This is a genomic window from Cellulomonas fimi (genome assembly GCF_028583725.1).
In the GTDB taxonomy this organism is placed as follows: domain Bacteria; phylum Actinomycetota; class Actinomycetes; order Actinomycetales; family Cellulomonadaceae; genus Cellulomonas; species Cellulomonas fimi_B.
Map to the genome: position 1 here is coordinate 2,199,154 of NZ_CP110680.1, position 21,921 is coordinate 2,221,074.

A 21,921-nucleotide genomic window follows, 5' to 3' on the forward strand; every position below is an offset into this window, starting at 1 on the left:
CAGCCCCGCGACGGGGCCCGCATCGGCAGGGTCCGCATCGGCACGGTCCGCATCGGCACGGTCCGCGTCGGCAGTACGCGTATCGGCAGGGTCGGATCGGCGCGTCCGCGTCGGCACGGTCCGCGTCGGCAAGGTCTGCGTCGGCAGGGTCTGCCTGGGCAGTACGCGTGTCGGCGGGTCGAGGTTCGCGCCGGTGACGCGTCACCACTCGATGATGCGCGCGCGGCTCGCGCCGATCGCGGCGACGGCGCGGACACGGACGCCGTGCTCGTCGGCCGCGTCGCGCAGCACGGGCGCCCACGAGGTCTCGAACGTCCCACGGTCTCCGCCCGCCGCGCGGACGAGCCCGATCAGCACGGCGCCGCCGGGGCCGTCGCGGTCGAGCACCGACGCCAGCACGTGCATCACGTGGGCGGCGACGCCCGGCGACGCGGTGAGGGGGACGTCGGCGAGGGGGAGCACGACGGGCAGGCACCGGTCGGCCGCGTCGAGCAGCACGAACCACAGCGCGGGTGGCCCCGCACGCTCCGGCCCGACGAGCCCCAGCAGGAGGTCGAGGAGGTCATCGTGGGCGCGCAGCGGTCCTGTCGGCACGCGTGGGAGACCCGCGTCGCCCGGGAGGGGCGGGTCGAGCAACCACGGCACGTCCGACCAGTCGTCCAGCGACGGCACGTCCGGCCGGTCGTCGGCACCGCCGCCGTCCACGTCACCGCCGCCCGCTCCGGTACCCGCGCGGTCGCGCTGCCGTCGGCTGTGGCGGCCGCCGCCGTCGTGGCCTTGCAGGTGAGAGGGGCCGCCCGTCGGCGTGCTGGAGGAGGAGCGCGGCGGAGCAGGCGGTGGCGGGCCGGCGTCGCGGTCGTCGTCCCAGATCAGCTCGTGCGGGTCGTCGGTCATGCCCGTCAGCGTCGTGGGCGCGGTCCCTTCACCGACGGTCGGACGGGCGGACCGGGGGAGAGGAGCGTCCGATCCCGGGCTGTGGACGGCTCGTCAGGCGAGGAACGCCCGCAAGGCCTCGACGACGAGGGCGTGGTCGTCGGCCTGCGGCAGCCCCGACACCGTCACGACCCCGACGACGCCGACCCCGTGCACCCGCACGGGGAACGCGCCGCCGTGCGCGGCGTACTGCTGCAGCGGCAGGTCGTGCTGCTCCGCGAACGTCGTGCCACGCTCCTTCGCCCGCAGGCCGACCAGGAACGACGACGCGCCGAACCGCTCGACGACCCGCACCTTCCGCTCGACCCACGAGTCGTTGTCCGGCGTCGTGCCCTCGCGGGCCGCGTGGAAGAGCTGCTGACCGCCGCGGCGGATGTCGATCGTCACCGCGAGGTCCCGCTCCTCGGCCAGCTCGACGATCAGGCAGCCCAGCCGCCACGCCTCGTCGTTCGTGAACGACGGCAGCACGAGCTCACGCTCCTGCTGCTCCACCTCGGCGATCGTGGTCCGGACGTCATCGGTACTCATGCGGCCATCGTCGCGCACGTCGCCGCCGCTCACGCGGCGGCACGCGCACCGCCCGTGTCACCGGACCGGGTCGACCGAGCCCGACCCGACCGACCCGACCTCGCGCAGCACCCGGCGCGACGGCGACACCAGCACCGCGTCCCGGACGTCCGCGGCCGTCGCCTTCACGTAGATGCCGGTCGTCTTGAGGTCCTCGTGGCCGAGCAGCGCCTGCACGGCCGGCGCCGGGACGCCCGAGCGGATGAGGCCCTTGGCGAACGTGTGCCGGAACCCGTGCGCCGCCTCGCCCTCCTGCTTCGCGACGCCCGAGCGGCGGATCCAGCCGTCCACGAGGTGGTTGAGCGCACCGCGCTGCAAGGGGCGCCCCGACGACAGGCGCAGCAGGGGAGCACCGTGCTCGGGCGGGCCGAACTTCTCGTCCCGCTCCGCCACGTACTCCTGCACGACGCGCAGCGCCTCCGGCGGCACCGGCACGTTCCGCTGACGGTTGCCCTTGCCGATGACCGTCAGCACGGCCTCGCCGTCCTCCTCGACGCGCAACGACCGGTCGGTCAGCCCGCACAGCTCCGACGCGCGCACGCCGGTCGTCGACAGGAGCGCGAACGCCGCGCGGTCGCGCGCCGGCCAGCGGCGGCTGTCGCCGGGGGAGACGTCCCACGCGACCTTCGCGAGCCGCAGCAGCTCCGCGTCGTCCCAGCCCGCCGGCAGCCGGACCGGGCGCTCCGGCGCCTCGATGCGCAGCGTCGGGTCGACCGCGAGGTGTCCCTCCATCTGCAGCCACCGGACGAACAGGCGCAACGTGCCGACGCGGCGCTGCACCGTCGACGCGGCCTCGCGCCCACGGATCGCGCGGTACGCGTTCTTGACGTTGAGCTCGGTCAGGTCGTCGGACGTGAGCAGCGCCAGGGGATCCTCGCCCTCGTCGCCCGTGAGCCGGCCGACGTCCTGTGCGATCTGACGTGCCCACGTGGCGACGTCCTGCCGGTAGCCCGCACGTGAGCCGTCGGTCAGCCCGCGACGCGTGAGCGTGGCGCGGTCGGTGAGGAACGGCTCGACGACGGCGGAGAGGGGGACGGCCATGCCCGCACCGTAAGGAGCGCGTCGGCGATCTGTCGGGGGACGCGCCGGAGTTCTGCCAAAGTCCGCGGCCGGAGGTCCACGGCCCGCGTCGCAGCAGGAGGGGTTCCGGGCGTTGTCGGACGTCGAGGCGACGCCGTCACGCCCAAGGGGGCGCGATGACGACCTCGCCGCCGCGGAGCCAGCGCAGCCCGGCGTCGCGCAGGACGGCGTCGCGCAGGACGGAGCAACCCGGGTCGCGCAGCGCGGTGACGTTCGGAGTCGCACCGGAACGGACGGGGATGACGAGCAAGGCGTCGACGACGACGGGGCACTGGCGGTCTTGCGAAGGACGGGGAGACGCGACGGCCGTCCGAGAGGCTGACCAGCACCTCTCCTTAGTTCTGCCAAAGTTCCGGCTATGGTCGAAACCTCGTCGGATGGGGCTCGGTCGTCCCGGACGCGTGCCTCCGAGCATCCGGTCCGCCAGTCCGGCACCTCGTGAGGTTCCCGCTGCGCATTGGAGAGACGTCCCGCGTGCTCGTGATCGCGTGGGAACGCGTCGCCGAGCCCGCTGAGTTCGCCCAGCGTCGTCCTGCGTGCGTCACGCGCTCACGCGCACCGTCGGGCTCGCGCCGCTGACTTCGCTCAGCGCCGTCGTCGCTGAGTTCGCTCAGCGCCGTCCTGCGTGCCTCACGCGCGCCGCGAGCTCGCCGAATGCCGTCCGGCGCGCGCCGTGCGCTCACGGTGCGCGCCGCTCGGTGGCGCATGCGTCTGTGTGCGTCGGCCGGCACGTCGACGACCCATCGTGCTGACGGTGTGCACCACGCGGCGTGCGCGCACGAGCGGTCGTACCGTCGACGCCCGCCAGCGCCCGTTGCCGACTCGGCGCGGCCTTCCCGGCGCCGAGCCCGCAGAGACGCCCTGACCACCATCGAGCCGCCGACGAGGCGTCGAACAGCCGTTCGATCCCCTGGGTCCGGTCAGCCTGCGCGTCGGACACTATGGCAGAAAACGCTCGAGGATGGTGTGCCCACCGAGCCATGCCTCCGAGCCATCCCCGACCCCGCGGGACTCCCGTCGGGTCGGCCGTGAGCGTACGACGGTCAGCGCAGCGGGGCGTCGTCGAGCTCGCGCACCCAGCGCTCCTCGACGCGCGACGGGTCCCGCGGGAGCGGCTGCCGCTCCCCCGTCCGGGCGAACCCGGCGCGGACGTACAGGTCCCCCGCCGCGTTGTTCCCGTCGACGATCCACAGCGACAGCGTGTGAGCGCCGTCCGCGGCAGCCGTCGCCCGCACGGCGTCGAGCAGCGCCCACCCGACCCCCTGCCGGCGGACCTCCGGCGCGACCCACAGCGCGACCACGTGCCGGTCGTCGACCGGCGAGCCGGGCTCCTGGATCATCGACACGAGTCCGCGGCCGACCTTCTCGTCGTCGACCGCGACCCACGTGGGACCGGTCCGGACGCGTATGCGCCAGTGCGACTCGCGGAAGGACTCCTCACGCGCCAGCGACGAGCCGAACACCTCGGGACTCTCCCGCAGCGCCCGCAGACGCACGTCCCGCACGAGGGCCCAGTCGTCTTCGGTGGCGCGGTGGATCAGCACGCGACCAGCATGCCTCACGGCGGCGCGTCTGCACGCCAGGGCCTCCCGTGCGGCGTTCGCGCCGCGGTCCCGTCGGAACAGTCCTCGCCGGTGCGCGGGCGCTCAGGGAGCCGGCAGCGTGCCGCCGTGCCCCTCCGGGTCCGGGACGGACCGCGCGACGTCGGCGATCTCCTCCTCAGGCCGCGGCGGGACGGTCTCGTCGAACTCGAGCTCGGGCACCTCGTGCCCCGTGGGTTGCGTCACGCTGCCTCCTTCGTGGTCCCGGCTCGGCCGGGTCGAGGTGGACGCCCACCGTACGGCGGGCGGTGGTGCGTCGGGAAGGGCGTCAGACGTAGGTCATCTCGCCGTTCGCGAGGTCGAGCGGCTCTCCGGCACCCCCGAGCCGACCGAGCAGCGTGCGCGCCAGTCCGCGACCGACCTCGCTGAGCGGCGCGTCATGGATCACGGCGACGCGCGCGGGCTGCACGGCCCGGACCCAGTCGACGACCTCGGCGAGCTTGAGCCACGGTGCGCCGAGCGGTGCGAGCAGCAGCGACACGGTGCGGCCCTCGGGGTCGACGAACGCGTCCCCGGGGTGCAGGACGCCGTCGACGAGATAGGCGACGTTCGCGATCCTCGGCACGTCGGGGTGGATCACCGCGTGCCACTCCCCCAGCACGTCGACCTCGAACGCGCCGACGGTCACGGTGTCGCCGGCGCGCACCGCGTGCAGCCGTTCGGCGGGCGCCCCGGCGGCGGCCAGCGCGTCGAGCGCCGGCTGCGGGCCCCAGACGTCGACGCCCTCCCGCACGGCCGTCGCCACCCGGTCCGCCGCGAGGTGATCGACGTGCTCGTGGGTCACCAGGACCGCGGGACTGCCGTCGAGTGCCGCGTCGAGGTCGGAGAACGCGCCCGGGTCGATCACGAGTGCCGTGCCGTCGCGCTCCAGTCGCACGCAGGAGTGTCCCCATCGGGTCAGTCGGGTGGTCATGAGCCCAGTCTGCCCATGCACGACCGTCGCCGCAGGTCAGCCCACCGTCGGCCCGACGGTGACCCGAGAGGCACCCGATGTGCCGGCGCCGACGAGCCGTCGCGGACGACCGGCGCGACACGGGACGCCAGATCACCCGGAGCCGAGGCGGCGCCGGTTTCGTCGGAGCCGTTCGGTGCCCGTACCGTGGTCGCCGTGCTGGTGCTCGGGGTGTGCAGTCTCAAGGGTGGCGTGGGCAAGACGTCGGTGACGCTCGGCCTCGCGTCGGCGGCGCTCGAACGCGGCGTGCGCACGCTCGTCATCGACCTCGACCCGCAGGGCGACGCCACGATGGCGCTCGGCGCGCGCGCGGCCGGTACCGGCGACGTCGCCGGTGTGCTGAGCGAGCCCGGCGCGGAGTCGGTCGCGGCGGCGACGGTCCTGAGCACGTGGGCCGACGACGGTCTCGACGTCCTGGCCGGGTCCGAGCGGTCGGCGGTGCACGACCGCCTCGACGAGAGCGACGTCGACCGGCTGCGGTTCGCCCTGTCGTGGGTGTCCGGGTACGACCTCGTCCTGATCGACTGCCCGCCCTCGCTCGGCGCCCTCACGCGGACGGGCCTCACGGCGTGCGACCGAGCGATCGTCGTGACCGAGCCGGGGCTGTTCGCGGTCATGGCGGTGGGCCGGGCGATGCGCACGATCGACGAGCTGCGGCGCGGCCCCGCCGCGCAGCTGCAGCCCCTCGGGATCGCCGTGAACCGTGTCCGCGCCCGCTCGGTCGAGCAGGCGTTCCGCCTGGAGGAGCTCCGGACCCTCTACGGGCCGCTCGTGCTCTCGCCGTTCGTCCCGGAGCGCGCGGCGCTCCAGCAGGCCCAGGGGGCGGCACAGCCTGTGCACGCCTGGCCGGGGGCGGCGGCCGCCGAGCTCGCGACGACGTTCGAGCAGCTGTTGGACCGCGCGATGCGCGCACCGCGCCGCTGAGCTCTGCATCGCCGAGCCCTGCGGCGGCGGGCGCCGGGCGTCGGCCGCGAGGAACGACGACGCCCCCTCCCGTCCGGGAGGGGGCGTACGAGAGCGGTCGTCAGCCCGCGGAGCGGGCCTGGCGGCGCAGCGCGAGCTCGTCCTGGGGCGCCGGCACGTCGGCGTCGGGTGCCTCGTCCTCGGCGCGCTCCGTCGGCAGCTCGGCGAGCGTCCCCTCGACCTCGCGCCAGACACGACCCACGGCGATGCCGAACACACCCTGACCGCCCTGGACCAGGTCGATGACCTCGTCGGCCGACGTGCACTCGTACACCGAGGCGCCGTCCGACATGAGCGTGATCTGCGCGAGGTCGTCGACGCCGCGCTCACGCAGGTGGCCGACCGCGGTCCGGATCTGCTGCAGCGAGACACCGGTGTCGAGCAGACGCTTGACGACCTTGAGCACGAGGATGTCGCGGAAGCTGTAGAGCCGCTGCGTGCCGGAACCGGTCGCGGGGCGGATCGACGGCTCGACCAGACCGGTGCGGGCCCAGTAGTCGAGCTGCCGGTACGTGATGCCGGCCGCGCGGCAGGCCGTGGGCCCGCGGTAGCCGGAGTACGTGTCGAGGTCGGGGAGGTCGTCGTCGAACAGCAGGCCCTGCGCGCGCTGCGGCACCGCGGTGGGGTGCTGCTCGGCGCTCTCGTTGCTGCTCACGGGTCCTCCACTTTCGCCCGCCCGACGGCGCGCTGGTCCTCGACTTCCTGCAACGCTAGGCCCGCCGCCACCCCGATGCAACGACGCCCCGCCCTGGCGTGTCGCGCCCGGCGAGTCTCACCTTCGACCTGAGGTCGAAGGTTCACCCGTTCGCGCACCTCACGGACGTTCAGCGGCCCGCCTCGCCCGGCTCGTCGCCCGTCGAGAAGTCGTCGGGCGTCACCACGTCGAGGAAGCGGCGGAACCGCTCCAGGTCCTGCTCGGTGCTCGTCGTGCGGACCTCGACGCCCGCCACCGCGACCACCTCCGCGGCGCACATCACGGGGCAGCCGAACCGCAGCGCGAGCGCGATCGCGTCCGAGGCGCGGGAGTCCACCCGCGGACCGGTCGCGAGCACGAGCTCGGCGTGGAAGACGCCCTCGTCGAGCCGTGTGATCTCCACGTGCGCGAGGCTCGACCCCGTCGCGACGATCACGTCGCGCAGCAGGTCGTGCGTCATGGGTCGTGGCGGGACGATGCCCGCCTGCGCAGACGCGATCGCGCTGGCCTCCGTCGGGCCGATGAGGATCGGCACCAGGAGCTCGGACTCCGGGTCGAGCAGGAGCACGACGATCTCGTCGTCGGCCAGGTGCTGACGCACGCCGACGACCTCCACCCGCACCATGCCGCCGTCCTCCCCCACGCGTCCAACGTACGACGTCGGCGGCCAATCGGCGCGTCTCCGTGGAGACGTGCTCTCAGGGGGTCAGGTCGGCGACGGCGGCCCGGACGAGCGCCGTGTGCATCTGCGTGCAGAGCTCGCCGACCTCGGCGGCGACCGTGCCGGCGCGTGCCGCGGCAGACGCGCCACGACGGCCGCGCCAGGGCGCCACCACCTGCTCGACGAGGTCGGCCTGCCGGTCCGCCGCGGTGCGGAACTGGCGCAGGTGACGCGCGTCGATCCCGTGCTCCGCGAGGGCCGCGGCCGCCACGACGACGTCCCGTGCCCACGGGTCGAACGACGACCGGCCACGCGGGCGCAGCACGCCGGAGGCGACGAGCTCCTCGACGAACGCGACCTCGACGTGCGCCTCGGCGGCCAGCGCCTCGACCGTCCAGCGGACCTCGCCCGACTGGACGACGCCGTCGCGGGTGGCGAGCCGCGCACGAGGCGCCTGCTCCTCCTCCTCGCCCGCGTCGAGCGCGGCGAGCCGCTCGCCGATGACCTTGAGCGGCATGTACTTGTCCCGCTGCTGGCGCAGGACGAACCGCAGCCGCTCGATGTCCGCGGGCGAGTACTGGCGGTACCCGGCGGGCGTCCGCACGGGCTCCACGAGCCCCTGCTCCTCCAGGAAGCGCAGCTTGGACGTCGTCACGGCCGGGAACTCGATCCGCAGCGCGGCGAGCACGTCGGAGATGCGCATCGAGGCGCGCCGGGAGATGCCCCGCGGCCACGGCTCGACCGCTGACGGCCGACCGACGGCCGCGTCGTCCTGCTCCGCGCGCTGCGCCTGTGCGCCGCTCATGCGCCCCTCCCCCGCGGGCCCGTGATGACCAGGACGGTGCTCACCCGCGAGCGACCTCGCGGTGCGGGCTCGGGTGGAACGTCATGCGGTACTTGCCGATCTGGACCTCGTCGCCCGCACGCAGCACCGCCTGGTCGATGCGCGACCGGTTCACGTAGGTGCCGTTGAGCGAGCCGATGTCCCGCACGACGAACTGCTGCCCGTCGCGCACGAACTCCGCGTGCTTGCGGGACACCGTCACGTCGTCGAGGAAGATGTCCGCCTCCGTCGAGCGACCCGCGACCGTGCGGTCGGCGTCGAGGAGGAACCGCGCACCCGCGCTCGGCCCGCGCTGCATCACCAGGAGGGCCGACGTGGGCGGGAGCGCGTTCACCGCGACGACCTCGTCGGGCGTCAGCCCGACGGGCGCGGCGGCCTCGATCTCGACGGGCTCGAGCGCGCCGAACGACATCGTCGTGTCCGGTCCGTACGCGGGCCGACCCGTCTGCGGTCCAGGGACCCCAGGGGCCTGCTCGTCGCCGCTCATTCCGCCTCCCGCGCGCCCTGCTCGTCCGATCACCCGGCACCGTCCTCGGTGGGGTCACGCACACCCTATGCGGACCCGGCGCGTCGTCGCAGCACGGATCGCCTGGACGCGCGGGTCAGCCGCCCGCAGGCGGTACCGGTGTCGCGTGCACGGGGTCGGGGACGACACGGATCGCGTCGACCTCGACGAGGTCCTGCGGCTCGACCGACGCGTTGCCGCCGTTGTTGCGCACCTCGGCGAACGCGCCGCCGGGCATCTGCAGCGCGGTCGCGATCGTGTCCGGGTCGCCGATCGCCTTCCACACGTACGGCGCGGTCAGCGTCGTGCCGTCGAGCTGGATCGCCCCCGCGACGCCCGTGAACGCGCTGCTGGCCGTGATCCGCAGGTCGTTGAGCTGCATCGCCTCCGCGCCGGCGTTCCGCAGCTCCTCGAGCATGTTGAGCATCGTCACGGGCTTGACCTGTGCGCCGCCGTCGCTGACGGTCACCACGACGCCGCGCCCCTCGGCAGGCAGCCGGCCCGCCAGGATGCCCTGTGTCTCGGCGCTGCGGCGCAGCGCGTCGAGCGCCGCCTGCCGGGTGTCGGAGCCCGAGAGGAGCTCGTCGCGCTCGGCGACCAGGTCCGCGCGCTCGCGCTCCAGAGCGTCGCCGCGTGTGGTCGCCTCGTCGAGGATCCGCACCAGGTCGGCCTGCCGCATGCCCGACAGGCTCAGGTCGCTCGTCTGCCGGATCTGCACGGCCAGGGCGAACCCCAGCAGCGCGCAGAGCACGCCGGCGAGCACCTGCGCGCGGTTGACGCGCGGGCGCAGCGCGCGCCCGAGGACGCTCCAGCCGCTCTCCGACGCGGCAGCGGTCGTCGCGGCAGCAGTCGTCGCGACGGCCGGCGTCGCGACGGCCGGCGTCGCGACGGCCGGCGCAGGCTCGACGGGCGTGTCCGCCGGCGGGGTGGCTGCCACGTCGTCGACGTGCGCGTCCGGCTCGACGTCGTCGGTGTCCTCGCCCGGTGCGGGGGCGCTGCCCCCGGCCGGAGCCCACGTGCTCTCGGGGGCGACGGTGTCGTCGTGGTCCGGGAGGTCGGCGGGGACCGCGTCGCCGGTGCGGGTCGTGGCGTCGGTGCGGGTCGTCGCATCGGGGGGCAGACCGAGCGCCGCGACGTGGTCGGCGTCCTCGCCGAGCACGGTCGAGAGCGGGGCGTCGAGCGGTCGGACGACGGCGTCGTCCTCGGGCCGGCCGTGCGCGGGTTCCGCTGCGGGGTCGTCGTCCGGCGTGTCCGACCACACGGGCGCACGCTCGTCCAGTCCGCTCGTCCACGCGGGCTCGGCGACGGGGTCGTCGGCAGGCGCGAACGCGGCGTCGTCGGCCCCCTCGAACGCGACGTCGTCGCTGTCGTCCGGCGGCGCGGTCGGGGTGATGTGGCCGGCGTCCACCGTCACGGGAAGGGCGGCGTCCACCTGCCCGGAGCCGGCGACGAGGAGGTCGTCCGCACGCTCGTCCGGTTGCTCGACGGCCCCGGGACCGAGGATCTCGGGTGCGTTCTCGACGGGTTCGCGGACGGCGCGGTCGTGCGCCTCGTCGACCGGCTCCTCGAGGTCGGCCGGGTCGACGGGCGTGTCGTCGACCGGGGCGGTCGACCCCGGGTCCGTCGTGGGCTCGGGCTCCACCGGGTCCTCCGACGCGAGGTCGGTCGCCGTGACGGCCTCGTCGCCGCCCGTGCGCGGTGCGTCGTCCGGGGCAGCGAGCGGGTCGGTGGGGCGGTCGGGGCGCTGGTCGCTCATGCCTTGAAGAGGTGCCGGCGGATGGAGGCGGCGTTGGAGAAGATCCGGATGCCGAGGACGACGACGACGGCGGTCGACAGCTGCGAGCCGACACCGAGCTGGTCGCCGAGGAAGACGATGAGCGCCGCGACGACGACGTTCGACAGGAAGGACGTCAGGAACACGCGGTCGTCGAAGATCCCGTCGAGCATCGCCCGGAGCCCGCCGAAGAGCGCGTCGAGGGCCGCGACGACGGCGATCGGGAGGTAGGGCTGCAGCTCCGGCGGGACGGTCGGCTGGAGGACGAGGCCGACGACGACCCCGACGACGAGCCCGATCACTGCGATCACGTACGTTCCCTCCCCGGATGACGTGCCGACCCTGCCACACCGGAAGCCCCGTCCGCACCCTGCGGTTGCGCGCCCTCGTCCAGCGTGCTCGGCGCCTGGTCGGTGGTCGTCGTCGGGCTCGGGGGCGTGAGACGCGCCTCCTCGGGCACGGTCGCGTCGTGCAGCTTGACCTGGCCGGTGCCGGGCAGCTCGAGCGCGGTCTGCGAGGACAGGTCGACGCCGATGTCCCAGGTGCTGCGCAGCGTCGCGAGCAGCTGACCCGCGGAGCTGCGCGCGAGCTCGGGCTGCATCGCGACGGGGTCGCCGACGGCCTCCACCACGTACGGGCTGACCAGCGGGACGAGGTCGACGCGCACGACGGGACCCGAGCTGCGGATCGCGGAGGTCGCGGTGAGCCGTTCGCCGTTGATCGCGATCGCCTCGGCGCCCGACGCCCACAGCCCGTTGACGACCACCTGCAGGTCGAAGTCCTGGACGCGGGACGAGGGGTCGACCTCCTCGCCGGCCTCGGTGTCGACCGTGGCGTCCGTGAGGACGATCCGCAGTCCCGGGCCGGTGACCGGCACGACGCCGGACGCGACCTGGCTCGCCTCGAGCTCGGCGGCCAGCGCCGGGTCGACGTCGTCGAGCGCGGCCTCCTGGAGCCGCCGCACCTCCTCGCTGAGGGACGCGAGCTCGCTCTCGAGCGCCGCCGCCTCGGCGTCGTGCTGCTCGATCTGGTTCTGGAGCAGCGTGCGGGCGGCGACGACGGACGGCGGCGGGGTGCGCAGCGAGACGGCGGCGGTGACGGTGCCGAGCCCGAGCAGGACGCCGAGCACGAGGAGCAGCGCGGCGCCGCGCCGGGTGCGCGGCGGGCGGGTCCCCGTGCGCCGGCCTTCCGCCGCGGCGGCGTAGCCCGGGTCGAGCGGCCGCCGGTACACCTCGTTGAGGAGCGTCATCGACGCGTCGGGCGCGGGGCGCTGCGGGGCGTCGCCGTGGCGCGCGGTCATGCCGTCGCCGTCCCGTCGTGCAGCAGCTCGCGCGCCTGGACGAGGTACAGCGCGCCGGCGAACCAGTACAGGCCGACACCCCACAGCGCGCAGGCCCAGCCGAGCACGGACGCCACCGGGCCGAGGGGCGCGGCCCACTGCCCGAGCAGCAGGAGCGGGAACGCGTAGAGCAGGGCGAACGTGCCGGCCTTGCCCGCCATGTGCACGGGCAGCGGGCCCCACCCGGCCCGCGCGAGCCGGACGAGGACGCCCGCGAGCAGCACGTCGCGCGCCACGAGGACGGCGAGCAGCCACCACGGCACGGCGCCGCGCCAGACGAGCCCGACGAGCGTCACGAGGATGAAGAGGCGGTCCGCGGCGGGATCGAGCAGCTGGCCGAGCCGCGACACCTGGTGCAGGCGCCGTGCGAGCACGCCGTCGAGCCAGTCGGACGCCCCCGACACCGCGAGCACCACGACGGCCCAGCCGTCGTGGCCGGTCGCGATGAGCCAGCCGAACACCGGCACCAGCAGGAGGCGGATCAGGCTCACGAGGTTGGGCACCGTCAGCACGCGGGGTGTGACGAGCTCGTTCTGGCTCACTGCCTCCCCCGTCGCTCTCGGTGCTTGCGGCGACGATCCTACGGCGCTCCTCCCGTGCGACCTGCTCCCCCGTCCGCGCCCGCGCGTCGGTCGCGTCCCCCGCGCGGCGGTTCGTCCGTTCCGCCGCGCCCGCCGAGTCTCTCGCGCGCGCGGCACGGGCCTGTCGTGCGAGGCTGCGAGCGTGACGCACCGCAACGACCCCGACGTGATCCGCCGCCTGCTGACGACGCCCGGCCGGTGGGCCGTCGTGGGGCTGTCGACCAACACGGCGCGCGCGGCGTACGGCGTCGCCGAGTTCGTGCAGGACCGGGGGCACGAGATCGTCCCGGTCCACCCGAGCGCCCCCACGGTGCACGGCGCGACGGGCTACGCGACGCTCGCCGAGGTGCCGGGTGACGTCGACGTCGTCGACGTGTTCGTCAACAGCGCGCTGGCGGGCGCGGTCGTCGACGAGGCGATCGCGGTCGGCGCGCGCGCCGTCTGGCTGCAGCTCGGCGTCGTGGACGAGGACGCGGCCGAGCGTGCGGCGGCCGCGGGCCTGGACGTCGTGATGGACACCTGCCCGATCATCGAGGCGCGCCGGCTCGGCCTGGGCTGACGCCGGCACGACGTCGCCGACCACGTGTGCCCGAACTCACCTGCTGCTGCGGGTCCGTCGGCGGCCGTCCGCCCGTAGACTGGACGGCGACTACCGGAGTTCGTCGCGCGTCCCCCGTCGAGCCTGCACACGTGTGCGGGCTCGTGTCGTGAAGTCTGGGCACCGTCCTGGTGCCGTCGGGTGTGCGGGGCAGCAGCGACCCGCCGTCCGCCGTCCTGGCGCACGGTTCAGGGCTCCCCCGCTTCACCGAACGGTTCCCCATGAGCACCCTCGTGCCCCCTGCCCCCACGACCGACGACGTCGAGACGCCCAGCCCTCGCTTCGACGACCTCGGACTGCCCGTCGCGCTCGAGCGCGCGGTCGCCGACCTCGGCTTCGTCACCCCCTCCGCCATCCAGGCCCAGGCCATCCCCGCGCTGCTCGCAGGCCGTGACATCGTCGGCGTCGCGCAGACCGGCACCGGCAAGACCGCCGCGTTCGGCCTCCCGCTGCTCGCGTCGGTCGACGCCGCGACCGCCGGCGTGCAGGCCGTCGTCCTCACGCCGACCCGCGAGCTCGCGATGCAGGTCGCCGACGCGATCTCGTCGTTCGCGCAGCACGTGCCCGGGCTCGGCGTCGTCGCCGTCTACGGCGGCGCGCCGTTCCTCCCGCAGCAGCGTGCGCTCGCACGCGGTGCGCAGGTCGTCGTCGGCACGCCCGGCCGCGTCCTCGACCACCTCGACCGGCGCACGCTCGTCATGGACCAGGTGCGCTACCTGGTGCTCGACGAGGCCGACGAGATGCTCCGGATGGGCTTCGCCGAGGACGTCGACCGCGTCCTCGCGTCCACGCCCGACCGCCGTCAGGTCGCGCTCTTCTCGGCGACGATGCCCGCGCCGATCCGGCGCGTCGCCGAGCAGCACCTGCACGAGCCCGTCGAGATCACCGTCGCGCGGCAGTCGTCGACCGTCACGACGGTCCGGCAGACCTACGCCGTCGTGCCGCACCGCCACAAGATCGGCGCGCTCGGCCGGGTCCTGTCCGTCACGGACGCCGACGCCACCATCGTGTTCGTCCGGACGCGCGGTGCCGCGGAGGAGGTCGGCAGCGCGCTCGTCGAGCGCGGCATCTCCGCGGCGCACATCTCCGGCGACGTCGCCCAGTCGGACCGCGAGAAGATCGTCGACCGCCTGCGTACCGGCGCGCTCGACGTGCTCGTCGCGACCGACGTCGCCGCGCGCGGCCTCGACGTCGAGCGCATCGGGCTCGTCGTGAACTTCGACGTGCCCCGCGAGGCCGAGACCTACGTGCACCGCATCGGTCGGACCGGCCGCGCCGGTCGGCAGGGCGAGGCGCTCGCGTTCGTCACCCCGTCCGAGCAGTCGCGCCTGCGCACGATCGAGCGCACCACCCGCGTGCCGCTCGAGCAGGTCACGATCCCGTCGCCCGCCGAGGTCAGCGCGCACCGCGTGACGCGGTTGCTCGAGCGCGCTCCTGAGCGTGCCGCGCTCGGGCGCCTCGACGTCTACCGCGACGCGATCGCCGCGCACCTCGCCGCGCGGCCCGACACCGACACGGTCGAGCTCCTGGCGGCCGTCGCCGCGCTCGCCGTGGGCGACGAGGGCCCGACGTCGCGCACGGGCGACGACCTGGACGACGCGCTCGAGCGCGCACACCTCGCGCCCGGGCGGCACGAGCGCACCGCGGGCCACGACGACCGGCCGCCGCGCGAGCGTCGCCGCAGCGACACCCACATCGCCGGTGGTCCCCCGCGCTGGCGCGTGGCGGTCGGCCACCGCGACGGCCTGCAGCCGGGCGCCCTGGTCGGTGCGCTCACGGGCGAGGGCGGCCTGAACGGCAAGGACGTCGGCAAGATCGACATCTTCGGCAGCTTCGCGCTCGTCGACATCCCCGGCGGGCTCACGGCAGACGTGGTGGACCGGCTCGCCCGAGCGCGCGTCGCGGGTCGCCCGCTGCGCATCCGCCTCGACACGGGTCCCCGCCCGGGTCACGGCGCCTCGCGGCCGTCGCACGGCCCGCACCGCGGCCGCTCCTGACCCGCCGTCCGCTCGCCGTCCACCGGCGCGCGGACCCCTCACGACGCCCCGTGGCCCACGCAGCCGCGGGGCGTCGGCGTACCCGGAGCCGGGCCGGGGTGCGTCAGCGCAGGACGGTGCCGGGGCGCGCCTCGTTCCGCCACGTCGTGGTGGAGCCACCGCGCAGGAGCGCGATGTCGACCTCGCGCAGCACCTCCGACACGTCGCGGAACCCGCGGATGCTGCCCAGCGCGCCGACGCGGATGCGGGAGCCGAGCTCGTGCCGCAGCTGGTCGAGCAGCTGGCCGACGCGGCCCGGGACCCCGCCGGGGCCGACGTCGTCGAGCAGCACCGCGAAGTCGTCCTCGGCGATGCGTGCGGGGGTGTCGCCCTCGCGGAGCGGGCGCCGGAGCCGACGCACGAGCTCGCGGTGCAGGTCGAGGTGCACGTCGCCGTCCTCGTGACGTCCCTGCGTGGGGATCGCGTGGTCGTCCGCGACCCGCACGAGCACGACCGCGCAGTCGTACGACGGCGACCGGCGGGTGCGCAGCACCGCCGACGCGAGCCGGTCGAGGAACAGCAGCCGGTTGACCAGGCCCGTCTCGGGGTCGTGCAGCGCGTCGCGCTGGAGGGCGATCTCGGCCTCCTTGCGCTCGGTCACGTCGACGAGCGCGCCGACCAACCGCGCCGGGCAGCCGGCGTCGTCGAGCACGGTGACCGCGCGGCACAGCATCCAGCGGTAGTCGCCCGAGGACGTGCGGACGCGGTGCTCGAGCTCCAGCGGCGTGCCCGCGCCGGCGAGCTGCGAGGCGATGGCCGCCGACAGGTCGTCGCGGTCGGCCGGGTGGACGCGCTCGAGCCACTCGGCGGGCGAGTCGCCGATCACGTCGTCGTCGTACCCGAGGGTCTGCTTCCACCGCGGCGAGTAGTAGACCGTCCCCGCGGAGACGTCCCAGTCCCAGGTGCCGTCGTGCGCCGCCATCGACGCGAGCGCGTAGCGCTCCTCGCTGGCCCGCACGGTGTCGGCGAGGGAGCGTTCCCGCGCGGCGGCCTGCTCGAGCGCGCGACGCTGCTCGCGCAGCGACGTCAGCAGGCGTTCCTGGTCGAGCGCGACCGCGAGCAGGGCGGCCCAGTGGTTGAACCGGTCCCGGGCGCTCGTCGCGCGGGTCTCCGCGGTGCCGTCGATCGCGAGCAGGCCCCAGTCGGAGCCCCCGAAGGTCACGGGCACGACGAACGTGAGCTCGTTGCTGCCGACCGTCCCGGCCCGGGTGAGCGCGGCGGGCGGGAACTGGCTCGCGGTCGTGCGCATGCCGACGAGCCGCGAGAGCGTGCCCGACGTGTCGTGCACGCCGACGATCTCCATCTCCCGGTCGCCCGGGCCCCGGTCGGCGCCGAGCCACAGTCCGAGGCACGCGTGGCCACGGACCCCGCGCGGCAGCCAGCCCAGCGCGCGCGGGCTCGCACCGTCGCCGCGCAGGAGGTCCATGTCGACCTCGTACTGGTCGACGATCGTGCGCTCGAGCTGGCCGCTGCGCGCCAGCATCGCGCGCGTGCAGCCCTTGGTCAGCGCGAGCAGGACCTCGGTGACCACGCGCCGCACCGCCGACGCGTGCTCGGGACGCGCCAACGCCTCGAGCGTCGCGTTCTCGATCCCCCGCAGGCACGTCACGAGCTGCTCGAGCGCCTCGGGGTGCGGCTGCATGGCGGCCGTGAGGTCCGCGAGGCGTGCCAGCGTCGCGGGGGCCGGTACGGCGCCGCGCTCCGCGGCCGCCTCGAGCGGCTCGACGACGGCGTGCCACCACGTGTCGCGGGGCGCGCTTCCGGCGCGCCGGCCGGCGCCTGCACCGACCGGCCCGACGAACGCCGTCTCGGCCAGCGCGCGCAGCACCTGGTGCCCACCCGCGACGCCCGCGGGCTGGTCCGTCGTCGAGGCGGGACCGACCTCCGTGCACCCGCACGACTCGCGCAGCACGAGCGTCGACGGCGTGCGGTACTCGCCGCCGACGATCTCCTCGCCGCGCATCCGGGCGAGCAGGAGCGACACGGCCGTTTCCCCGACGCGGTCGTAGTGCGCGTCGACCGTCGAGAGCCGGGGCGTCACCCGGGCGCCCGAGTCCGCGTGGTCGAAGCCGATGACCGCCTGGTCCCGCGGCAGCACCAGCCCGGCGGCCCGCAGCGCGCGCTGGAAGCCGATCGCGTTCCGGTCGGTCGCCGCGACGACCGCGGTGGTCTGCCGGCCGAGTGCCAGCATCCGCGCAGCCGCGTCCGCACCGCCCTGCTCGTGGTTGTCCGTCGCGTCGTACCACCACGACTCGGCGGGCTCGATGCCGTGGTCGGCGAGCGTCGCGCGGTAGGCGGCGAAGCGCTCCCGCATGTCGCGCTGCGTGAGGCAGCCGACGAACCCGATGCGCGTGTGGCCGTGGCCGACGAGGTGGTCGACGGCCGCGCGGATGCCCGCGGTGTTGTCCGGGACGACGACCGGGTCGTCCGCCGACGTCGGCTCCTCGGAGACGAGGACGAGCGGCACACCCCACTGCTGGACCGCGGCGAGCCGGTCCGCGCGCAGCGCCTTGCCGACGACCACGAGGCCGTCGACGGCGCCGAGCCCGACGGGCGCGTCCAGGATCGACTCGTCGGGGTAGCGCTCCCGGTCGAGGCCCGCCGGGTAGGTCTGGACGGCGACGACGCGGTGACCCGCCGCACGGGCCGCGCGCGCCACGCCGGCGATGAGCGCGCCGAAGTAGAAACCCCCGACGACCGGCGACAACACACCGATGGTGCGCCGCGCCGTCGGCGACACCGGACCGCGCCGGACAGTCCCCATGGTTGCTCCTCGCCTACGTCGTCGGAGTCGAGATGGTGCAATTGTGCCGCATCGGGCGACACACTAGGTGATCGTGGTCACACCTGCATATGACTCGTCCACCGATGGAAGCACTCCGACGCCCTCCGCACCGGGACCGCTTCCACCTTCGTCCCCGCCTCCGAGGCGCCCGACGATCACCGACGTCGCCCGCGCGGCCGGCGTCTCGATCGCGGTCGTCTCGTACGCCCTCAACGGTCGCCCCGGCGTCTCGGCCGCCACCCGGGAACGCGTGCTGCGCGTCGCCGACGAGTTCAACTGGCGGCCGAGCGCGGCTGCGCGCTCGATGCGCACCGGTCCCCGCGCGGTCGGGCTCGTGGTCGACCGCGCCGGTGCGGGTCCCGCCGCCCAGGCGACCGGCGTGCTCGAGTTCGTCACGGCGATCCAGGAGGTCCTCGCGACGCGCAACCTCGCGCTCGTGCTCCAGATCGTCGACGGGCCCGAGGCCGCGGTCGCGCTGTACGGCGAGTGGTGGGCGGAACGCCGGTTCGACGTGATGGTCGTCACCGACGTGCTCGTCGAGGACCCGCGGATCGACGCGCTGCGCCGGCTGCGCGCTCCCGCGGTCGTGGTCGGGGGCTCGCCCGAGGACCACGACCTCGCGAGCGTGCGGGTCGACGAGGCCGACGCGTACGCGCGCGTCGCCCGCTACCTGCTCGAGCTCGGGCACCGGAACGTCGCGGCGGTGACCGCGCCCGCAGGGCTTGCGCGCACGCGGTCGCGGGTGGGCGCGCTGGGTCGGGTGCTCGACCCGGCGGGTGGGCACCTGCAGCACGAGGCGACGTCCGGCACCGCCGAGGAGGCGGCGGTCGCGACGCGGCGGCTGCTGACCGCGGCCCGACCGCCGACCGCGATCGTCTTCGACTCGGACCAGATGGCGATCGCGGCGCTCGACGTGGCACGCCGCACCGGGCTCGCGGTCCCGTGGGACCTGTCGGTCGTCGCGGGCTCCGACTCGGCGCTGTGCCGGCTCGCCACACCGTCGGTCACGACGCTGCCGTCGGCGGAGCGCGACCTGGGGCTCGCGACCGGCGAGGCAGTGCTCGCGGTGCTCGACGGCGACGCCCGTGCGCGCCGGGAGCTGCAGGTCGGCGGTCTCGCGGTGCGGGGCAGCACGGGCCCGCGGAGCCGCTGACCAGCCCGTTTGCCGGCGACAACCGGCGTCCGGCCGGTAACGAATGGGTAACGCGAGTTGCTTAAACGATTTGCCCCATGCCGTCCCGATCACCCTGCGTGCTGAGGTAGCCGCCAGTCGCCGTGGACTCCCCCCGGGCGACTCGCGCCCGAGCGGGACGGACCGCTTCGGGTGTGCCGATCGACACCCGGAGGACCACGTGTCCACACACGGCAAGCGAGCGACGGTGAGGCGGCGGCTACGTGCCGCAGCGACCGTCGCCACGGCGACGGCACTCGCCGCCGTCCCCCTCACGACCCTGGCGACGAGCGCGAGCGCGGCGCCGACCCACGTCGACAACCCCTACTCGGGCGCGGTGCAGTACGTGAACCCCACGTGGTCCGCCTCGGTCACCGCCGCTGCCGGCCGGCAGAGCGCCGACCCGACGCTCGCCGCGAAGATGCGGACGGTCGCTGGACAGCCCACCGCCGTCTGGATGGACCGGATCTCCGCGATCACCGGCAACGCCGACGGCAACGGCCTGAAGTTCCACCTGGACAACGCCGTCGCGCAGCAGCAGGCCGCGGGCAAGCCGCTCGTCTTCAACCTCGTCATCTACGACCTGCCCGGCCGCGACTGCTTCGCGCTCGCGTCCAACGGCGAGCTCCCGGCCACCGACGCCGGCCTCGCGCGGTACAAGACCGAGTACATCGACCCGATCGCGGACCTGCTCGACAACCCGGAGTACGAGAACATCCGGATCGCCGCGACGATCGAGCCCGACTCGCTGCCGAACCTGGTGACGAACATCTCGGAGCCCGCCTGCCAGCAGGCCGCGCCGTACTACCGCCAGGGCGTCAAGTACGCGCTCGACAAGCTGCACGCGATCCCGAACGTCTACAACTACATCGACATCGGCCACTCCGGCTGGCTCGGCTGGGACAGCAACGCGGGCCCGTCCGCGACGCTGTTCGCCGAGGTCGCCAAGACGACGACCGCAGGCTTCGCGTCGATCGACGGCTTCGTCTCCGACGTCGCGAACACGACGCCGCTCGAGGAGCCGCTGCTCACCGACTCGTCGCTCACGATCAACAACAACCCGATCCGGTCGTCGAAGTTCTACGAGTGGAACTTCGACTTCGACGAGATCGACTACACCGCGCACATGCACCGGCTCCTGGTCGCGGCGGGCTTCCCGTCGACGATCGGCATGCTCATCGACACGTCGCGCAACGGCTGGGGCGGCCCGAACCGTCCGACGACCCTCACCGCGGCCACCGACGTCAACGCGTACGTCGACGCCAACCGGGTCGACCGTCGTGCGCACCGCGGCGCGTGGTGCAACCCGCTGGGCGCGGGCATCGGCCGCTTCCCGGAGGCGTCGCCCTCGGGCTACGCCTCGTCGCACCTCGACGCGTTCGTCTGGATCAAGCCCCCGGGTGAGTCCGACGGTGCGTCGACCGAGATCCCGAACGACCAGGGCAAGCGGTTCGACCGCATGTGCGACCCGACGTTCGTCTCGCCGAAGCTGAACAACCAGCTCACCGGCGCCACCCCGAACGCGCCGCTCGCCGGCCAGTGGTTCGAGGAGCAGTTCGTCACGCTCGTCAAGAACGCGTACCCGGTCATCGGCCAGACGGACCCGGGCAACGACACCCAGGCGCCGACGGCCCCGACGGGCCTGACCGCCGGCACGACGACGTCGACCTCGGTCCCGCTGTCGTGGACCGCGTCGACCGACAACGTCGCCGTCACGGGCTACGACGTGTACCGCGGCACGACGCTCGTGGGCACGTCCACCACCACGAGCTACACGGTCACGGGCCTCACGCCCGCCACGGCGTACTCGTTCACGGTCCGCGCCAAGGACGCGGCGGGCAACGTCTCGTCGGCGTCGGCCGCGGTCGCCGCGACCACGCAGTCCGGCACCGTCACCGACACGCAGGCGCCCTCGGTGCCGTCGGGTCTGACCGCCGGCACGACGACCACCACGTCGGTCCCGCTGTCGTGGACCGCCTCGACCGACAACGTCGGCGTCGCGGGCTACGAGATCCTGCGCGGCTCGACCGTCGTCGGCACGTCCACCACGACGAGCTACACGGTCACCGGCCTCACCGCCGGCACCACGTACTCGTTCTCGGTGCGCGCCAAGGACGCCGCGGGCAACACGTCCGCCGCCTCCACCGCGGTCTCCGCGACGACGAAGACGGACACCGTGGTCGACACGCAGGCGCCCACCGCGCCGACGGGTCTGGCCGCGGGCGCCGCTACCAGCACGACGATCCCGCTGACGTGGGCCGCGTCGACCGACAACGTCGGCGTCACGGGCTACGACGTGTACAGCGGCACGACGCTCCTCGGCACGACCGCCACGACGAGCTACACGGCGTCCGGCCTCACCGCCGGCACCACGTACTCGTTCACGGTCAAGGCGAAGGACGCCGCGGGCAACGTCTCGACGTCGTCGGCGGCCCTGTCGGCCTCGACGCTGCCGAGCAACCCGACCGGCGGCTGCACCGTGAAGTACACGGCCAGCTCGTGGAACAACGGCTTCACCGCCTCCGTCCGCGTGACGAACGACAGCTCCAGCGCCCTCAACGGCTGGACGCTCGGGTTCTCGTTCGCGAACGGCCAGAAGGTGACGCAGGGCTGGAGCGCCGACTGGTCCCAGTCGGGCTCGGCCGTGACGGCCAAGAACGCGGCGTGGAACACCACGCTCGCCGCGAAGTCCTCGGTCGACATCGGCTTCAACGGCTCGCACAGCGGCACGAACAACGCGCCGACGGCCTTCACGCTGAACGGCGTGACCTGCACCGTCGCGTGACCTGACGTGCTCGCACTGACCGCATGACGGGCGGGGGTCCTCCGGAAAGTCC

General features: G+C 74.5%; 21 protein-coding genes. 5 read left to right on the top strand and 16 right to left on the bottom strand.

Translation table 11 applies throughout. The annotated features are described in order from the left end of the window. Positions 1-201: 201 nt before the first annotated feature. The 7 genes from OOT42_RS10050 to OOT42_RS10080 form a co-directional block, all read right to left on the bottom strand. Positions 202-894: a hypothetical protein gene (locus OOT42_RS10050; protein WP_273654709.1), complete on the bottom strand. Its 693-nt coding sequence runs from the start codon at positions 892-894 to the stop codon at positions 202-204. Positions 895-987: 93 nt separating this feature from the next. Then, entirely contained in the window at positions 988-1,461 is a 474-nt protein-coding gene (locus tag OOT42_RS10055) for a heme-degrading domain-containing protein (protein WP_273654710.1), read from the bottom strand. A 57-nt stretch (positions 1,462-1,518) separates the two neighbouring features. Then, entirely contained in the window at positions 1,519-2,541 is a 1,023-nt protein-coding gene (locus OOT42_RS10060; RefSeq protein ID WP_273654711.1) for a tyrosine-type recombinase/integrase, read from the bottom strand. A gap of 136 nt (positions 2,542-2,677) precedes the next feature. Next, the gene (locus OOT42_RS10065) at positions 2,678-2,830 is read right to left on the bottom strand and encodes a hypothetical protein (RefSeq protein WP_273654712.1); all 153 of its coding nucleotides are present in this window, start codon (positions 2,828-2,830) and stop codon (positions 2,678-2,680) included. Between the two features lie 793 nt (positions 2,831-3,623). Continuing rightward, positions 3,624-4,124 carry a GNAT family N-acetyltransferase gene (locus tag OOT42_RS10070; RefSeq protein WP_273654713.1) on the bottom strand — a complete coding sequence of 167 codons (501 nt, stop codon included), beginning with the start codon at positions 4,122-4,124 and terminating at the stop codon, positions 3,624-3,626. A gap of 102 nt (positions 4,125-4,226) precedes the next feature. Then, positions 4,227-4,367, bottom strand: a complete 141-nt coding sequence (locus OOT42_RS10075) for a hypothetical protein (protein ID WP_273654714.1) — start codon at positions 4,365-4,367, stop codon at positions 4,227-4,229. Between the two features lie 82 nt (positions 4,368-4,449). Further along, on the bottom strand, positions 4,450-5,058 hold the full coding sequence (locus OOT42_RS10080; protein WP_423775990.1) for an MBL fold metallo-hydrolase: 609 nt from the start codon (positions 5,056-5,058) through the stop codon (positions 4,450-4,452). Positions 5,059-5,289: 231 nt separating this feature from the next. On the opposite strand from OOT42_RS10080, the gene OOT42_RS10085 reads away from it, so the two are divergent. Then, positions 5,290-6,057, top strand: a complete 768-nt coding sequence (locus OOT42_RS10085; RefSeq protein WP_273654716.1) for a ParA family protein — start codon at positions 5,290-5,292, stop codon at positions 6,055-6,057. A gap of 100 nt (positions 6,058-6,157) precedes the next feature. On the opposite strand, the gene OOT42_RS10090 is transcribed toward OOT42_RS10085, so the two are convergent. The 8 genes from OOT42_RS10090 to OOT42_RS10125 all read right to left on the bottom strand — a co-directional run bounded on the left by OOT42_RS10090 (position 6,158) and on the right by OOT42_RS10125 (position 12,455). Next, complete coding sequence (locus OOT42_RS10090; RefSeq protein WP_273654717.1) at positions 6,158-6,751, bottom strand: MerR family transcriptional regulator; 594 nt, start codon at positions 6,749-6,751, stop codon at positions 6,158-6,160. A 169-nt stretch (positions 6,752-6,920) separates the two neighbouring features. After that, the gene (locus OOT42_RS10095) at positions 6,921-7,415 is read right to left on the bottom strand and encodes a bifunctional nuclease family protein (RefSeq protein ID WP_273654818.1); all 495 of its coding nucleotides are present in this window, start codon (positions 7,413-7,415) and stop codon (positions 6,921-6,923) included. A gap of 73 nt (positions 7,416-7,488) precedes the next feature. Next, complete coding sequence (locus OOT42_RS10100) at positions 7,489-8,256, bottom strand: MerR family transcriptional regulator (protein ID WP_273654718.1); 768 nt, start codon at positions 8,254-8,256, stop codon at positions 7,489-7,491. A gap of 40 nt (positions 8,257-8,296) precedes the next feature. Further along, entirely contained in the window at positions 8,297-8,782 is a 486-nt protein-coding gene (locus tag OOT42_RS10105; RefSeq protein WP_273654719.1) for an FHA domain-containing protein, read from the bottom strand. 115 nt (positions 8,783-8,897) lie between these two features. Next, positions 8,898-10,556, bottom strand: coding sequence for a DUF881 domain-containing protein (locus OOT42_RS10110; RefSeq protein WP_273654720.1), 1,659 nt, complete (start codon positions 10,554-10,556; stop codon positions 8,898-8,900). Further along, positions 10,553-10,885, bottom strand: coding sequence for a small basic family protein (locus tag OOT42_RS10115; RefSeq protein ID WP_124343430.1), 333 nt, complete (start codon positions 10,883-10,885; stop codon positions 10,553-10,555). Before OOT42_RS10115 ends, OOT42_RS10110 begins: the two co-directional genes overlap by 4 nt. Further along, complete coding sequence (locus OOT42_RS10120; protein WP_273654721.1) at positions 10,882-11,874, bottom strand: DUF881 domain-containing protein; 993 nt, start codon at positions 11,872-11,874, stop codon at positions 10,882-10,884. Before OOT42_RS10120 ends, OOT42_RS10115 begins: the two co-directional genes overlap by 4 nt. Next, positions 11,871-12,455, bottom strand: a complete 585-nt coding sequence (locus OOT42_RS10125; RefSeq protein ID WP_273654722.1) for a CDP-alcohol phosphatidyltransferase family protein — start codon at positions 12,453-12,455, stop codon at positions 11,871-11,873. The genes OOT42_RS10120 and OOT42_RS10125 overlap by 4 nt, the downstream gene beginning before the upstream one ends. Before the next feature lie 181 nt (positions 12,456-12,636). Here OOT42_RS10125 and OOT42_RS10130 point away from each other — a divergent pair, with 181 nt between their 5' ends. Together OOT42_RS10130 and OOT42_RS10135 are read left to right on the top strand one after the other, a co-directional pair. Then, on the top strand, positions 12,637-13,053 hold the full coding sequence (locus tag OOT42_RS10130) for a CoA-binding protein (RefSeq protein WP_273654723.1): 417 nt from the start codon (positions 12,637-12,639) through the stop codon (positions 13,051-13,053). A 260-nt stretch (positions 13,054-13,313) separates the two neighbouring features. Continuing rightward, positions 13,314-15,089, top strand: coding sequence for a DEAD/DEAH box helicase (locus tag OOT42_RS10135; protein ID WP_273654724.1), 1,776 nt, complete (start codon positions 13,314-13,316; stop codon positions 15,087-15,089). Positions 15,090-15,192: 103 nt separating this feature from the next. Here the strand turns inward: OOT42_RS10135 and OOT42_RS10140 are convergent, their stop codons facing one another. Next, positions 15,193-17,892 (bottom strand): substrate-binding domain-containing protein, encoded by a 2,700-nt coding sequence (locus tag OOT42_RS10140; RefSeq protein ID WP_273654725.1) that lies wholly within the window; start codon positions 17,890-17,892, stop codon positions 15,193-15,195. A gap of 73 nt (positions 17,893-17,965) precedes the next feature. Here OOT42_RS10140 and OOT42_RS10145 point away from each other — a divergent pair, with 73 nt between their 5' ends. Together OOT42_RS10145 and OOT42_RS10150 are read left to right on the top strand one after the other, a co-directional pair. Next, positions 17,966-19,066, top strand: coding sequence for a LacI family DNA-binding transcriptional regulator (locus tag OOT42_RS10145; RefSeq protein ID WP_273654726.1), 1,101 nt, complete (start codon positions 17,966-17,968; stop codon positions 19,064-19,066). A gap of 199 nt (positions 19,067-19,265) precedes the next feature. Next, positions 19,266-21,869 (top strand): glycoside hydrolase family 6 protein, encoded by a 2,604-nt coding sequence (locus OOT42_RS10150; RefSeq protein ID WP_273654727.1) that lies wholly within the window; start codon positions 19,266-19,268, stop codon positions 21,867-21,869. Positions 21,870-21,921 lie beyond the last annotated feature (52 nt).

Bases quoted from the DNA above. Each gene is read 5' to 3' on its own strand.
- OOT42_RS10050 (WP_273654709.1), bottom strand. From the start codon at position 894: ATGACCGACGACCCGCACGAGCTGATCTGGGACGACGACCGCGACGCC.
- OOT42_RS10055 (WP_273654710.1), bottom strand. From the start codon at position 1,461: ATGAGTACCGATGACGTCCGGACCACGATCGCCGAGGTGGAGCAGCAG.
- OOT42_RS10060 (WP_273654711.1), bottom strand. From the start codon at position 2,541: ATGGCCGTCCCCCTCTCCGCCGTCGTCGAGCCGTTCCTCACCGACCGC.
- OOT42_RS10095 (WP_273654818.1), bottom strand. From the start codon at position 7,415: ATGGTGCGGGTGGAGGTCGTCGGCGTGCGTCAGCACCTGGCCGACGAC.
- OOT42_RS10100 (WP_273654718.1), bottom strand. From the start codon at position 8,256: ATGAGCGGCGCACAGGCGCAGCGCGCGGAGCAGGACGACGCGGCCGTC.
- OOT42_RS10105 (WP_273654719.1), bottom strand. From the start codon at position 8,782: ATGAGCGGCGACGAGCAGGCCCCTGGGGTCCCTGGACCGCAGACGGGT.
- OOT42_RS10110 (WP_273654720.1), bottom strand. From the start codon at position 10,556: ATGAGCGACCAGCGCCCCGACCGCCCCACCGACCCGCTCGCTGCCCCG.
- OOT42_RS10120 (WP_273654721.1), bottom strand. From the start codon at position 11,874: ATGACCGCGCGCCACGGCGACGCCCCGCAGCGCCCCGCGCCCGACGCG.
- OOT42_RS10135 (WP_273654724.1), top strand. From the start codon at position 13,314: ATGAGCACCCTCGTGCCCCCTGCCCCCACGACCGACGACGTCGAGACG.
- OOT42_RS10140 (WP_273654725.1), bottom strand. From the start codon at position 17,892: ATGGGGACTGTCCGGCGCGGTCCGGTGTCGCCGACGGCGCGGCGCACC.